This window comes from Catellatospora sp. IY07-71 (genome assembly GCF_018326265.1).
Classification (GTDB): domain Bacteria; phylum Actinomycetota; class Actinomycetes; order Mycobacteriales; family Micromonosporaceae; genus Catellatospora.
Window position 1 is genome coordinate 5,570,551 of record NZ_AP023360.1, and the last position, 14,203, is coordinate 5,584,753.

Annotated in this window: 9 protein-coding genes; 6 read left to right on the forward strand and 3 right to left on the reverse strand. The window is 72.3% G+C overall.

The genetic code is table 11. The features are described from left to right. Positions 1 to 2 precede the first annotated feature (2 nt). Positions 3 to 1,289 (reverse strand): hypothetical protein, encoded by a 1,287-nt coding sequence (locus tag CS0771_RS24615; RefSeq protein ID WP_212843212.1) that lies wholly within the window; start codon positions 1,287 to 1,289, stop codon positions 3 to 5. Positions 1,290 to 1,392: 103 nt separating this feature from the next. On the opposite strand from CS0771_RS24615, the gene CS0771_RS24620 reads away from it, so the two are divergent. From CS0771_RS24620 to CS0771_RS24635, 4 genes are all read left to right on the forward strand, one after another. Then, positions 1,393 to 2,787 (forward strand): M1 family metallopeptidase, encoded by a 1,395-nt coding sequence (locus CS0771_RS24620; RefSeq protein ID WP_212843213.1) that lies wholly within the window; start codon positions 1,393 to 1,395, stop codon positions 2,785 to 2,787. Between the two features lie 181 nt (positions 2,788 to 2,968). Further along, on the forward strand, positions 2,969 to 4,366 hold the full coding sequence (locus tag CS0771_RS24625; protein WP_212843214.1) for a family 43 glycosylhydrolase: 1,398 nt from the start codon (positions 2,969 to 2,971) through the stop codon (positions 4,364 to 4,366). A gap of 33 nt (positions 4,367 to 4,399) precedes the next feature. Beyond that, on the forward strand, positions 4,400 to 5,854 hold the full coding sequence (locus tag CS0771_RS24630; RefSeq protein ID WP_212843215.1) for a glycoside hydrolase family 43 protein: 1,455 nt from the start codon (positions 4,400 to 4,402) through the stop codon (positions 5,852 to 5,854). A 100-nt stretch (positions 5,855 to 5,954) separates the two neighbouring features. Beyond that, entirely contained in the window at positions 5,955 to 9,374 is a 3,420-nt protein-coding gene (locus CS0771_RS24635) for a S8 family serine peptidase (RefSeq protein WP_244871003.1), read from the forward strand. 50 nt (positions 9,375 to 9,424) lie between these two features. Here CS0771_RS24635 and CS0771_RS24640 read toward each other — a convergent pair whose 3' ends face one another. After that, positions 9,425 to 9,904, reverse strand: a complete 480-nt coding sequence (locus tag CS0771_RS24640) for a DUF1203 domain-containing protein (RefSeq protein WP_212843216.1) — start codon at positions 9,902 to 9,904, stop codon at positions 9,425 to 9,427. 177 nt (positions 9,905 to 10,081) lie between these two features. Between CS0771_RS24640 and CS0771_RS24645 the strand changes: the two genes are divergently transcribed. Both CS0771_RS24645 and CS0771_RS24650 read left to right on the forward strand, forming a co-directional pair. Continuing rightward, the gene (locus tag CS0771_RS24645) at positions 10,082 to 10,555 is read left to right on the forward strand and encodes a VOC family protein (RefSeq protein ID WP_212843217.1); all 474 of its coding nucleotides are present in this window, start codon (positions 10,082 to 10,084) and stop codon (positions 10,553 to 10,555) included. 198 nt (positions 10,556 to 10,753) lie between these two features. Next, positions 10,754 to 12,253, forward strand: coding sequence for a class I SAM-dependent methyltransferase (locus tag CS0771_RS24650; RefSeq protein WP_244871004.1), 1,500 nt, complete (start codon positions 10,754 to 10,756; stop codon positions 12,251 to 12,253). Between the two features lie 59 nt (positions 12,254 to 12,312). Here CS0771_RS24650 and CS0771_RS24655 read toward each other — a convergent pair whose 3' ends face one another. After that, positions 12,313 to 13,941, reverse strand: coding sequence for a polysaccharide lyase family 1 protein (locus CS0771_RS24655; protein WP_244871005.1), 1,629 nt, complete (start codon positions 13,939 to 13,941; stop codon positions 12,313 to 12,315). Positions 13,942 to 14,203: the final 262 nt, after the last annotated feature.

Here is a 14,203-nt window from a genome sequence, read left to right on the forward strand (position 1 = left end):
CGTCAGGGCTGCGGCATGGGGATCTGCGCTGCCGTGATCTTGCCATGGCGGACCAGGTCGTAGTCGTGGTCCCGCTGCCAGCGGGCCCGGGCCAGCACCAGCGGGCTGGCGCTCTGGTCGAAGCTCAGGTGCGCGGCGCCCTTGCGGTGGGCCAGGAACAGGCCGGGGCGGCGGCTGGGGTTGAACCCGCCGAGCGAGGCCAGGCGCTGCGGCCGCCGCTTGGGCGTGACGGCATCCCGCCACGTCCACGGCGCCGCGCTGTAGAGGACCTCGCAGGCGTTCGCCACCCACCGGTCGGTCCACCGGCGCAGCTCGAAGTTGTCGGGCAGCCCGGACAGCAGCCGCCGTGACCTGGGATCCAGTGTCACGCCGCAGGCGTCCAGCGCGGTGATGGCGTGCCCCGCCTCCAGCATGGCGGCGACCTGCGCGGCAAGCTCGGCAGTGGTGTCGCCGCCGAGGCCCCACAGCCGGTCGAGCGTGCCGGTCCCGGCGCGCCAGAACTCCGGGTGGGTGTCCCACCGGTATGGCCGGGCGAGCCCGCGCACCTGGGCGAGCCGGATCGTGAGCGCCGCCTCGGCGCGCGGCGCGGGACCGTCCGCCACCAGCCACAGTCCCTTGCCGAGGGGGTGCGTGGGCGGGGCGCACTCGCGCAGCAGCACCTGCGTCCTCGTGGCCAGGCGGGCGCCGGTCCGGTCGCGCGGGAAGCGCCAGGCGATGCCGGGGGCGAACAGCGCATCCAGGTCCGCCCGGAGCGCGGCCTCCTGCTCGCGGTCCAGCAGCGCCACCATCAGCGGATCGAGGTCCACCGCGACGGGTATGCCGGCCGAGGCGAGCTTGGACCGCACCAGCCGGTCCAGCCAGCGCTCCCGGCGCGCCCACGGCGTCGTCGCCGGGACGACCGACCAGGTCGACTGCCACCGGCTCCACTCGCGGACCTGGGCCGCGACCTCCTCCGCGGAGGGGGTGTGCAGGTCCGCGACGGGGCTGGCGTAGCCGTGGCCGCGCGTCCGGTACGGACACTCGTGGAACGCCACCCGGTATCCCGGCAGCCGTGGTGACCCGTCCGAGCCGGCCGCCTGCTCCCAGGTGCCGGGGGTGGCTCCCGCGGCGAGCGAGGTGATGGTCACGACGGCGTACGCGTCCTCGCCCGGCATGGGGATCCACGCCCCGGCCGGTGGGGGCGCGGTGTGCGAGCGCCGGGGCGCCGGGCGCAGCACCGGGTCGAACCCGGCCGCGCGCAGGGCCCGTACCGCGGCCGGTAGGCACACGCCATCGATCTCGTCGACCATGCCGAAGATGATCGCAGAACGCGGTGTCGGTTTGGGATCACAGGTTGCTCCCAGCTTCGCCACTGTCCGGAACGAGATGCTTTGCCTGGCTTACCGTGTTCACATGCGAAATGCCCGTAAGATGTGGGCGGCCCTCGTCGCGCCCGCGCTGCTGCTGACCGGCTGCTCCCTGCTCCAGCCGGAGGCGTCCGACCAGGGCCTGGCCGGCGTCGGCGACCCCTACTTCCCGACCTACGGCAACAGCGGCTACGACGTCGCCCACTACGGGCTCAAGGTCAGGTTCGATCCGTCCAGCGGCCGCCTCGACGGGACCAACACCGTACGGGCGACGGCGACCCAGCCGCTCGACCGCTTCCACCTCGACCTCTACGGCCTGACCGTCGCCACGGTCACCGTCGACGGCCAGCCGGCCGAGGCGACCCGGGAGGGCGACGAGCTGATCATCACGCCGCAGGCGCCGATAGCGAAGGGGGCCGTGTTCACCACCGACATCGCGTACGGCGGCCGCCCCGCCGACACCCCCGACAAGGACGCGGAGAACAACGGGTTCTTCACCAGCCGCCGGGGCGCGGTCGCGGTGGGCGAGCCGCAGTCGGCGGCGGCCTGGTTCCCGGTCAACGACCACCCGAGCGACAAGGCGCTCTACGACATCGAGCTGACCGTGCCGGCCGGCTACAGCGGCATCAGCAACGGGCTGCTGCGCGGGCGCAGCGAGCAGGCCGACGGCTGGAACACCTGGCAGTGGCAGGTCACCTCGCCGATGGCGTCCTACCTGGCGCTGATGGCCGTGGGCAGATACCGGGTGGTCCAGGGCCAGCACAAGGGCAAGCCGATGATCACAGCGATCGCCGCCAAGGTCCCGGTGGGCGAGGCGGACGAGAACCTGGCGCGCACCCCGGAGGTCGCCGACTTCCTGGAGACGATCGCGGGGCCGTACCCGTTCGACGCGTACGGCGGCATCGTGGTGGCCGACCGCCGGGTCGAGGACGAGATGGAGAGCCAGACCAGGCCCGTGTATACGGCCGCGACCTGGGAGGACGGCCCGGACACCGGGATCCTGGCGCACGAGCTGGCGCACCAGTGGTTCGGCGACAGCGTCTCGCTCGCCACCTGGCAGGACATCTGGCTCAACGAGGGCTTCGCGACCTACGCCGAGTGGCTGTGGCTGGAGCACGAAGGGGGGCCGACCCTGCAGCAGCAGTACGACCGGCGCTACGCCGACCGTAAGTCGGACCTGTGGGAGGTGCCGCCGGGCGACCCGGGCCGGGAGGAGATCTTCTCCGACAGCGTCTACGAGCGCGGCGGCATGACCCTGATCGCGCTGCGCAAACTCGTCGGCGACGAGGCCTTCGGCAAGATCCTGCGCAGCTGGACACAGCAGCACCGCGACGGCAACGCCAACACCGCCGACTTCATCGCGCTGGCCGAGCAGACCTCGGGGCAGCAGCTCGCCGCGTTCTTCGACAAGTGGCTCTACGCAAAGGGCCGCCCGTCCTGAGTACCGCGCGTTTCGTGGGAGCCGGTCCTTCGTGGATCGGCTCCCATGGCCGTACGCAGGATCTTCGATCTGATGCTTGACAATGGTTTCGGCAGTGTTGACACTTCCTGCAACCCGAAACCATTTCGACTCACCGCGAAGTATCGGGCCGAAATGTGAGCGCTAACATAGGAGATCGACTATGCGATTTCGCTCCATGCTGGCACTTTCCGCCCTGATGGCGGGCTTCGTGGTGGTGTCGACGGGAGCGCCGGCCTACGCGGCGACGCTCCCTACCGGCGCCCGGTCGCTGGAGACCGTCAACTACGCCGGGCGCTACGTGCGGCACCTGGATTCCCTCGGCCGGATCGACCCGGTCACCTCGGCCAGCACCGCGCAGGTCAAACAGGACGCCACGTTCACCGTGGTCAACGGGCTCGCCTCGCCGTCCTGCCACTCGTTCCAGACCAAGGGCGGGCTGTTCCTGCGGCACCGCGACTACCGGCTGCGGATCGACGCGAACACCGGTGACGCGGTGTTCCGGGCCGACGCGACGTTCTGCGCCGTGGACGGGTCCACCGCCGGCTCGGTGTCGCTGACCTCGTACAACTACCCGTCCCGGCGCATCCGGCATCGCGACTTCGCGCTGTGGCTGGACGCCTACCAGGACACCGCGGCGTTCCGGGCGGACAGCTCGTTCCGGATCACCGCGCCGTGGGCGCCGAAGACGACCGCCGGGCCGGTGATCCCGGGCCTGTTCGCCGACCCGCATGTCGCGTACTTCGGCGGCCGCTACTACCTCTACCCGACCACCGACGGGTACGCGGGCTGGAGCGGCACCTACTACAAGGCGTTCTCCTCGGCCGACCTGGTGAACTGGACCGACCACGGCGTCATCCTCGACCACGGGCCGGACGTCTCCTGGGCCGACGACTCGGCCTGGGCCCCGGCCGTCGCGGCCAAGAACGGCCGCTACTACCTCTACTTCAGCGGCGGCGCGGCCAGTGGCAACACCGCCAAGCAGCTCGGCGTGGCCGTGGCCGACAGCCCGGCCGGGCCGTTCCGCGACGCGCTCGGGCGGCCGCTGGTCACCAGCGCGCAGTTCAGCGGCGGGCAGGCGATCGACCCGATGGTCTTCACCGACGACGACGGCCGCTCCTACCTCTACTGGGGGCAGGGCGTGGCGCGGGTGGTGCCGCTCAACACCGACATGATCTCGTACGACGCCGCGCAGGTGCGCACCATCACCCCGTCCGGGTACAACGAGGCGCCGTTCGTGTTCAAGCGCAACGGCACCTACTACCTGATGTGGTCGGAGAACGACACCCGCAGCGAGGACTACCGCGTCGCGTACGCCACCGGCACCTCGCCCCTCGGACCGTGGACCAAGCGCGGCGTCATCCTGAGCAAGCGCCTGGAGGCCGGCATCCGCGGCCCCGGCCACCACTCGGTCGTGCAGCTGCCCGGCACCGACACCTGGCACATCGCGTACCACCGCTTCGCCGTGCCCGCCGGCAACGGCACCAACCGCGAGACCGCCGTCGACCGCATGGAGTTCAACGCCGACGGCACGATCCGCCCGGTCGTGCCGACCCTCTGACCCCCTCCCGCCCCCCAAGGAGAGAACCGTCCCATGTCACGATCCCGCACCAGGCTGGGCACCCTGCTCGCCCTCGCCTGCCTGATCCTCGTCTCCTGGTCGGTGACGGCGCCGCGACCGGCCGCCGCCCTCGACCCGTTCACCGGCTACCTGATGGTCCACTTCACCGGCGAGACGGCCAACGGCGAGCAGATCTACCTCGCCCACAGCACCGACGGCCTGCGCTGGACCGACCTGAACAGCGGCGGCCCGGTGCTGCTGTCCACCGTCGGCACCCGCGGCGTGCGCGACCCCGCGATCGTGCGCTCGCCCGCCGGCGACCGCTACTGGATCATCGCCACCGACCTGCGCATCGCCAGCGGCACCTCCTGGAGCGACGCCGCCAACGCGGGCAGCAGGTCGCTCGTCGTCTGGGAGTCCACCGACCTGGTCAACTGGTCCGCGCCGCGGCTGCTGAACGTGGCCGGGGCCATCTCCGGCGCGGGCGACGCCTGGGCGCCCGAGGCCGTCTACAACGCCGCCACCGGCGACTACGTCGTCTACTGGGCCACCAACGCCACCCTCAACGGCGTCAAGAAGCACCGCATCTACTACGTGCGCACCAGCGACTTCCGCTCCTTCACCGCCCCGCAGCTCTACATCGACCGCGGCGCGGGGCAGGGCATCATCGACACGCAGATCATCGAGGTGCCGAACAGCGTCGGCGGTTACCGCTACTACCGTGCCTCGGCCGACGGCCACATCACCGTCGAGGCGAGCAACTCCGTCCTGGGCACCTGGACGAACATCGGCAACCTGGCGCACATGGGCATCTCCAACGGCACCGGCGGCGGCAACGTGGTCGAGGGCCCGATGTGGATGCAGTTCAACGGCCGCAACGAGTGGGCGCTCTGGCTGGACCAGTACGCCACCGGCCGCGGCTACATGCCGATCACCTCGACGAACCTCGGCAGCACGGGCAACTTCCAGACCCGCACGGACTACAGCCTCGGCACCAGCCGCAAGCGCCACGGCTCGATCATGAACCTGACCGCCGCCGAGTCGAGCCGGGTGCTGGCCAGGTGGGGCAGCAGCGTGGCGGTGCGGCGGCTGCAGTCGTACAACTTCCAGACCCGCTACGTGCGCCACGTCAACCTCGACGTGCGCATCGACGCCAACGTCAGCCCGGCCCAGGACGCCCAGTTCCGGCCCGTGCCCGGCCTGGCGAACAGCTCCGGGTACGTCTCGTTCGAGTCGGTGAACTACCCGGGCTACTACCTGCGGCACAGCAACTACGACTTCGTGCTCGCGCCCAACGACGGGACCGCGACGTTCGCGGCGGACGCCACGTTCAAGCAGGTCGCCGGACTGGCCGACAGCACCTGGTCGTCGTACCAGTCCTACAACCACCCGGACCGCTACATCCGCCACTACAACTATCTGCTGCGGCTCGACCAGATCACCACCACGCAGGCACGGGCCGACGCCACCTTCCGCCTGACCAGTTGATCACGGCGGCCGTACAACCATCGACCACATAGGACCCGTTGTTAGTACGTGGCCCGCGTCCGACCGCCGGACGCGGGCTCCGTACGGATGGGGGTTCGATGTGAACGTACGACGAACGCGAAGTCTCAGCCTGCTGATGGCCGTGGCGCTGGTCGTCACGCTGTCCGGCTTCGGCGGCGCCCTGCGGCAGGCACCGGCGACCGCCGCCGCCCCGGCGGTGCTGCCGTCGGGGCGCACGTACACGGTCACGCTGCTCACCGGTGACGTGGTCACCGTCCGCACGCACGCCACCGGCTGCCCGGCGGTCACGGTGCGGCCGGCCGACCCGCACGGCGTGCTCGACCGCAGCTGCGGCCCCGACGGGCACGTGCGGGTCGTCCCCGGCCGGGTCGCCGGGCTGATCGGCCCGGTCCTCGACGCGTCCCTCTTCGACGTGACCACGCTGATCCTCGAGGGCCACGACGACGCGCGGAGCAAGGAGCTGCCGCTGATCGTCCGCCAGGCCGAGCAGCCGGACCAGCGCCTGGCCGCGCCCGCCGCCGGGCTGCGCGTCACCCGCTCGCTGCCCAGCATCGCGGCCGTGGCCGCCCGCCAGCCCAAGGCGAAGGGCCCGGACCTGATCCGCGCCCTGCAGGCCGCCACCGCTCGCACACCGGCCACGACCCGGAAGACCGCCGCGTCCACCCACATCTGGCTGGATCACCGGGTGCGCGCGACCGCGCAGTCCACCAGCGCGGTGGGCCTCGACGCGAACCTCGGCCAGATCCGCGCCCCGCAGGCCTGGGCCGCCGGATACACCGGCCAGGGCGTCAAGGTGGCGGTGCTGGACACCGGCGCCGACTTCACCCACCCCGACCTGCAGGGCCGGATCGCCGCCCGGGCCGACTTCACCGTCGAGCACGGCGACGCCGCCGACCGCCACGGGCACGGCACCCACGTCGCCGCGACCATCGCGGGCAGCGGCGTGGCCGCGGAGGGTCAGCGCCGCGGCGTGGCCCCCGGCGCCCGGCTGCTGGTCGGCAAGGTGCTCGGCGACAGCGGCGAGGGCACGGACTCCCAGGTCATCGCCGGTATGGAGTGGGCCGCCGAGCGCGCCGACGTGGTCAACATGAGCCTCGGCGGGTGGGAACCCAGCGACGGCACCGACCCGATGTCGCTGGCCCTCGACGAGCTGACCGCCAAGCACGGGACCCTGTTCGTGGTCGCCGCGGGCAACGACGGGCCGTCCGGCGGCACCGTGTCCTCGCCTGCCGCCGCCGCGTCCGCGCTGACCGTCGGCGCGGTCGACCGCGGCGACACGCTCGCCGACTTCTCCAGCCGCGGCCCGCTGGTCAACACCCGTGCGGCCAAGCCGGAGCTGGTCGCGCCCGGCGTCGACATCGTCGCGGCCCGCGCCGCGGGCACCAGCCTCGGCACCGTCGTCGACGCGCGCTACACCAGCCTCAGCGGCACCTCCATGGCCGCCCCGCACGCCGCGGGCGCCGCCGCGATCCTCGCCCAGCGCCACCCCGGCTGGAAGCCCGCTCAGCTCAAGGCCGCTCTGGTCGGCGCGGTCGACCCGCTGACCGGCGGCGACCCGTACGAGCTGGGCGCCGGCCGCCTGAACGCCGCCCGCCCCCTGCACGGCGTGGTGAGCGAGCAGCCGATCGTCGCGCTCGGCACCTTCACCCACCCGCAGACCGGCACCGCGGAAGCGCCGCTGTCCTGGGCGAACACGTCGGCGTCGGCCAAGACCCTGCGCTTCGGCGTGACCGTCACCGACCGGCACGGCACCGCCGCACCGGCGGGCACCGCGACCCTGTCCACCACGGACGCCGTCGTGGCGCCCGGCGGCCGGGCCGCGACCGTGCTGCGTATCGACCGGGCCCGGCTCGCGGCCAGACCCGGCCTGCACACGGCGGTCGTCACGGCCCGCACCGCGGGCGGCGCCGTCGTGTCGCGCACGCCGGTCACCTTCTACGCCGAACCGCGCAGCCACGACCTCACCCTGACCGCCGTCCCGCTGCCGGACGCGCCGGCGGACGCCGACGTCTTCGCGTTCGGCGTGGTGGTGAACCTCGACGACCCGAGCCTGTTCGCCGAATACGTCGGGGTCCAGCCAGGGGAGCCCGTCGTCCTGCGGGTGCCCGCCGGGCGCTACAGCGTGCTGGCGTCGCTGTGGGACCTCGGGCCGGAGAGCACCCGGATGGGCCTCACCGGCGACCCCGAGGTCGTGATCGGCGCCGACACGGCACTGGTCTTCGACGGCGCCGCCGCACGGCCGGTCACGGCCTCGGTCGACGGGGTCGACACCGTGCCCGTGACGGTCGGCATCACCTACGAGCAGACGGCCCGGCGCGGCCCGGGCTGGTCCGACTTCGCCTTCGCGTGGGGCGCCGACGCGGCCCGGGGCAGCGTGTTCGCCGTGCCGATGACCGGGCCCGGCGCGGGCACGTTCAGCGTGCACGCCGCCTACGGCCTGACGGCGCCCGGCGACGCGCCCAGCCCGTACCTGTACGACCTGATCCGCCCGCTCGGCAACGGCATCCCGGCCGACCCGCACTACCGGGTGGACACCGCCGAGCAGGCCCGGCTGGCCCGCATCGACCAGCGCTTCCACCTGCTGGACATCCCGGACACGCACGTCAGCCACAAGCGCTACGGGTTCAGCCCGACCGGGGCGTACGTCGCCGAGACCGTCCTGGAGCACCTGCCCGCCCAGCGCACCGACTACGTGACACCCGGGTTCGCCTGGCTCGACGAGGCCTTCTACCCCGTGGGCGAGGCCGGGTTCGACATGGTCACGCAGGAGGCCCAGCGCACCTACGCGCCGGGCAGCCGGCAGAGCCTGGTGTGGGTACGCCAGCCGATGCGCACCGACTGGTACGACGACCCGGCGGTCTCCTACAGCGGCTGCCGGCCGTCCGCGCCGTTCCGCACCCGCGGGATGCTGCACATCGAGTTGATGGACCTGACCGACCAGCACCAGCGTTACGGCTGCTTCCCGATCGGCGACGAGTCCACCTCCTCGCTGACCCTGCACCGCGACGGCAGGCTCGTCGGCGAGCGGCGAGCGCCGTTCGGGGAGTTCGAGATCCCACAGGCGGCAGCCGATTACCGGCTCCGGTACGACCTGGACCTGAGCGCGGTGCTGCCGGTGTCCACCCGGGTCACCACGGCCTGGACGTTCCGCTCGGCGGGCCCGTCCGGCACGGGCCGGGCGCCGCTGCCGCTGTTCGCGCTGGACTACGCGCTGCCGCTGGACGCGGCGAACCATCCCACGGCGGGGACCAGCGTGTTCACGGTGCGGCAGGCACACGGCGTGCCCGTCCAGGACGTCACCGCGTTCCGGGTGTGGGCCTCGCTCGACGACGGCGCGACCTGGCAGGCCGTGCCGGTCCGGCAGCAGGACGCCGCGTCGTTCGCCGCGCGGCTGCCGATGCCCGCCGCCGGGCAGGCGGTGTCACTGCGGGTGAAGGCCGAGGGCTCGGCCGACAGCGGTATCGACCAGACCGTCATCCGGGCGTACCGCGCCAGCTGACCCAGGGGGCAGGACGGCGGCGGCTCACGGGTGCGGGCCGCCGCCGTTTCTCATACGCCGTCGCGCCGGGCCTCGTATAGGAAGCAGCCGTACTCGACCGCGCGAACGTGCACCAGCGCCACCGCCGGGTCGGCGAACATCTCGGCGAACACGTCCCCGTGCGTCTCCCCACGGTCGATGCGGCGGCCGCCCAGGATGCGCCCGTCCCGGTCGTAGCGGCGGAACACCCGCTCGGCCGCACCCAGGTAGCCGGGCTCACCGGCGGCCGGGCCGCCGCACGGGCGCGCGTGCACGAACACGGGCCCGCGCTCCAGATACGGGCCCGGATCCGCCCCGGTCTCGGCGGACCAGCGGCGCAGCGGCTCGTACGCGACCAGCGCGAGGTGTTCGCCGGGGGCGGCCCGGCGCAGGCAGCAGCGCAGCGGCGCGCCGCCCTCGGCGTCGACGGACAGCTCGGGCGGGCGGCCGGCGTCGTCGGCGCTCAGCAGCTCGGCGACGACTTCGGCGGGAATGGCGTGAACGGTGTACATGCGGGAGAGTCTGGTCGCCCGGCCGGGCCGAGTCCGGCGGGAATCGGAACTCGCATTCCGCCGGCGACTTCGCCGTTACCGCCGTTGCGCCCGATGGCGGCGCGTAGCGTGAGGATGTTCCGAGGTGATCCGGCGGCGCCCGGTGCGGTGTGCGCCGTGCGCAGGAGGGCTGCCCAGATGGATCTGAAACTCGAAGTCATCGTGATCCCCGTGTCCGACGTGCCGCGCGCCAAGGCCTTCTACGAGAAGGCGGGCTTCCGGCTGGACATCGAGGCCAAGCCCAGCGACGACTGGCACTGCATCCAGTTCACGCCGCCCGGCTCCGAGTGCTCGATCATCTTCGGCAAGGGCATGACCACCGCCGAGCCGGGCTCCTTCCAGGGCATCTACCTCATCGTGCCGGACATCGAGGCGGCCCGCGCCGAGCTGGTGGAGCGCGGCATCGAGGTCGGCGAGGTCTTCCACGACGGCGCCGGGGTCTTCCTGCACGGACACGGCAAGGGCGACTTCACCTACCCGCCCGGGTTCGCGGGCAAGGAGAGCGGCCGGCACCCGGACCGGGCCGACTACGGCTCCTTCGCCACCTTCACCGACCCCGACGGCAACGGCTGGGTCCTCCAGGAAGTCCGCAAACGCCTCCCCGGCCGCTGAACCGGGCCGGTGGGGCGCCCCATCCTGGCCCGCAGTTTCGGGGAAACTGCAGGCTCGGGCGTCGGCGTGGCTGCGCTTTCCCCGAAACTGCGAGTCGTGGACCCGGGCGGCGGCATGACGCCGCTCGACGGCAGGTGGCAGGGCAAGGAGGCGTGACCCGGGTGCCGTAGACGTGCGGGAATGCGGTATCAACGCGGCATGGAATTCGTGCTGTTCCCCGGCCGCCACCACGTGCTCACCCGGTTCCAGGCCCGCTACCTGAGCGAGCTGGCCGGGCCGGAGACGACCGTGATCTGGGCGGTGACCTCGGCGAACCACGCGAACACGCGCCGCAACCCGGTGCCGTACCACCGCCGCGAGGCGGCGATCGAGCGGTTCAGCGCGCAGACCGGCCTGCGCTCGCTGGTCGTGCCGGTGTTCGACACCGCGCCGACGGACCGGTTCGCCGAGGTGACCCTCAAGAACGTCACCGTGGCCACGGGACTCGCGCTGAGCACGGGCGACACCGTGGTGGCCTGCTCCACACCCGAGGTGGCGGCGCTGTACGAGCTGCTCGGGTTCAAGGTCGTCACGGTCGAGGGCGCGGTGTCGCCGGAGCCGGAGCGGCCCTGGGACGTGCTGCTGCGGCTGGCCGCCGGGGACGAGACGTGGCGCGAGCTGGCGCACCCGGCGACCGTCGACGTGTTCGACCGCTACCGCCTGGCCGAGGCGGTGCGCACCGTGGTCAACGACCCGGTCGTCGGCGACGAGGGTGGGCTCAGCTCGACGCGCGACTACCGGACCTACGTCGAGGCGTTCGCCGACGGCGCGGCCCGCAAGTGGGCGGCGGTGCGCGAGCACGTGCGGCCGGGCCGCATCGTGGACATCGGCTGCGGCGCGGGGGCGGTGCTGGAGCTGGCCGACCGGGAGCCCGCGCTGCGGGAGAGCGACCTGATCGGGGTCGAGGTGGCCCGGCACCTGTTCGACGAGTGCGTGCACAAGAAGGCGCAGGGCGCGTTCACCAACCCGAACGTGTTCTTCTACCGCCGCAACGTGCTGGGTGGGGCAGTGCTGCCGCCCCGGTCGGTCGACACGACGCTGACCTTCGCGCTCACCCACGAGATCTGGTCGTACGGCGACCGCTACGCGTCGCTGCGCGCGTTCGCGCAGGCTATCTACGACCACACCGTGCCCGGCGGCGTGTGGATCAACAGCGACGTGTGCGGCCCGGACGGGCGCGAGCGGCCGGTGTTGCTGCACCTGGAACGCGGTGACGGCCAGAACCCCGCCGAGCCTCGCCGGGACCTGGCCGCGCTGCCGCCCGCCGAGGTCACCGCGTATGTCGCGGGCCTGTCCACCCGGGCCCGGTTCGACCAGTTCGCCGTCGACTACCGCTTCCCGTTCGCCTGGGAGACGGCCGGGGACGCGGTGCGGCTGTCGCTGGCCGACGCGATGGACTTCCTGACCCGCAAGGACTACACCGGCAACTGGCTGCCCGAGATGGGCGAGCAGTTCTGCGGTATGGCCTACGCCGACTGGCGGGAGCTGCTCACCGGCATCGGCTGGGAGCTGGACGTCGCGTCGCGCGCGTTGCGCAACGACTGGATCGTCGAGCACCGGCTCGCGCCCGTCGCCTCGCTCACCGGCCTCGACGGGCAGCCGCTGGACTGGCCGGTGACGCACCTGCTCGCGGTGGCCAGGCGGCCGCTGAACACCTGAGCCGCCTGCGGGAGGCCGGCACGGGGCCGGCCTCCCTCACCCGAGCAGGGGGTCTGTGATCAGAGCTTGCCCGCCCCCGCGCCCGCCGTGACGGACGCCTTCACGGTGCCGGAGCTCTGGGCGGTGTAGCCGTAGGGGACCGCGGCCACCGAGCCGTTGGTCTCGCACGGGCCGGAGTTGGTCAGCGAGTTGTCCCGGGCGACCAGCCGGCCGGGATCGGAGTCGGCGTAGCCGCTGGCCGACCAGCATGCCTGCTGCACGTTCTCGAACACGTTGCCCTCGACGAGCACCCCGGCGTTCATGGTGGACGCGATGGCGTACGACGACGAGTTGTTGTTGACGTTGGTGTAGTAGTTGTTGAACACGTGGACCGTCTCGCCGAAGCGCACCCGGGGGCTGCGCTCGAAGGTCCGGTCGAACCAGTTGTGGTGGTACGTGATCCGCAGGTGCCCGGTGTCCTCGCCGGAGTTGCCGTCGGAGTGCCCGACCAGCGAGGTCTTCCAGTGGTCGCGGATGATGTTCCACGACACGGTGATGTAGTCGCCGGCGTGGGTGATGTCGATCATGCCGTCGTAGAAGTCGACGTCGCTCTCGATGGTGCTGGACAGCGTGTTGTGGTCGATCCAGATGTGGGTGGCGTTCTCGATCTGGATCGCGTCGCCGCCGGGCACCCCGCGGATGTTCAGGTTCTGGATGATCACGTTGGCCGGGTGCATGTCCTCGATGTTGAGGGTGGTCCCGGAGACGCCCGAGCCCGCGCCGACGCCGCGGATCGTCTTGTTGGCGGTGACCTCGATGGTGCCCGAGCCGCTGAGCATGCCGTTGACCAGGATCGTCCGGGCGCCCGCGGCCTGCGCCTGGGTGCGCAGGTCGGCCCAGCTGGACACGGTGACCGTCGGGCCGGTGCCACCGCCCGTGGTGCCGCCGGCCTGGCTTGCCCAGCCGACCAGGCCGGTCGGGGGCGGCGGCGGGCTGGTGCTGGCCGACGGCGAGGGCGGCGGCGGTGAGCTGGACGGCGAGGCGGGCGTGGACGGCGACGCCGGGGGAGAGGACGGGCTCGGGCCGGCCGCGTCCGTCGCCAGGACGTCGTCGAACGAGGCCGCCGTGTAGTTGGCCAGCAGCCCGGCGCGCCCGGTGGCGTACGAGCCGTCCGAGGCCGACACCAGCTGCGCGCCGTTGACCGAGCCGACGAGCGAGCTGCCGTTCGCGCTGAGCGACAGCGTGTACCAGGTGCCCGCCGACGCCGTGAACGGCGCCGAGGCCAGCGTGGTCGTGCTGCCCTTGCGCAGCTGCACCGTGCTGCCGGTGAGCACGAGCGCGTAGAAGTTGGACGTGCTCTGCGCGCGGGCGGCGATGCCGACGCCGCGCGACGACGAGCCGCTGAACGTGTCGGGCCGGACCCTGGCCGAGACGGTGGCCGTGGACCAGGACGTGGACCCGGCCAGCGCCTTGGCGCTCGCGCCGGTGCTCGACTGCGAGTACGCGCCGGACGAGACCGACCAGCTGCCGCCGGAGGTGGTCCAGCCGGTGGCGTTGCCGTCGTTGAAGTCGTCGGAGAACAGCGTGGCCGCGTTGGCGGCGACCGCGCCGACGCTGATGACCAGCGCCGCGACGGCCGTGCTGACACCGGCGGCCAGGGCGCTGCGGGCGCGCCTGCTCCGCCGCGGGGGGACGTGCGCTTCCTGCACTGTAGGACCTCCCTGTGTTGGAATGCGCTTTCCCGCCAACATAGGAAGACTTACTTATGGCAGTCAATGGATCCTATTTGCAGTTTTGTTGCACGAAATCGGGCCAGAAGCCGATAGCCGGCACGTCGATCGGTCCGGATTGGTGAGCTATGGCGAACTTTGGGCCGCTGCCTCGGCTCCCCCCATTCGCAGGATTTCGCCGATCCTATGGCAAGCGCTTTCCGGCCGCCACCGGAAGCGGCCCCCGCTCCGTCGTGGAACG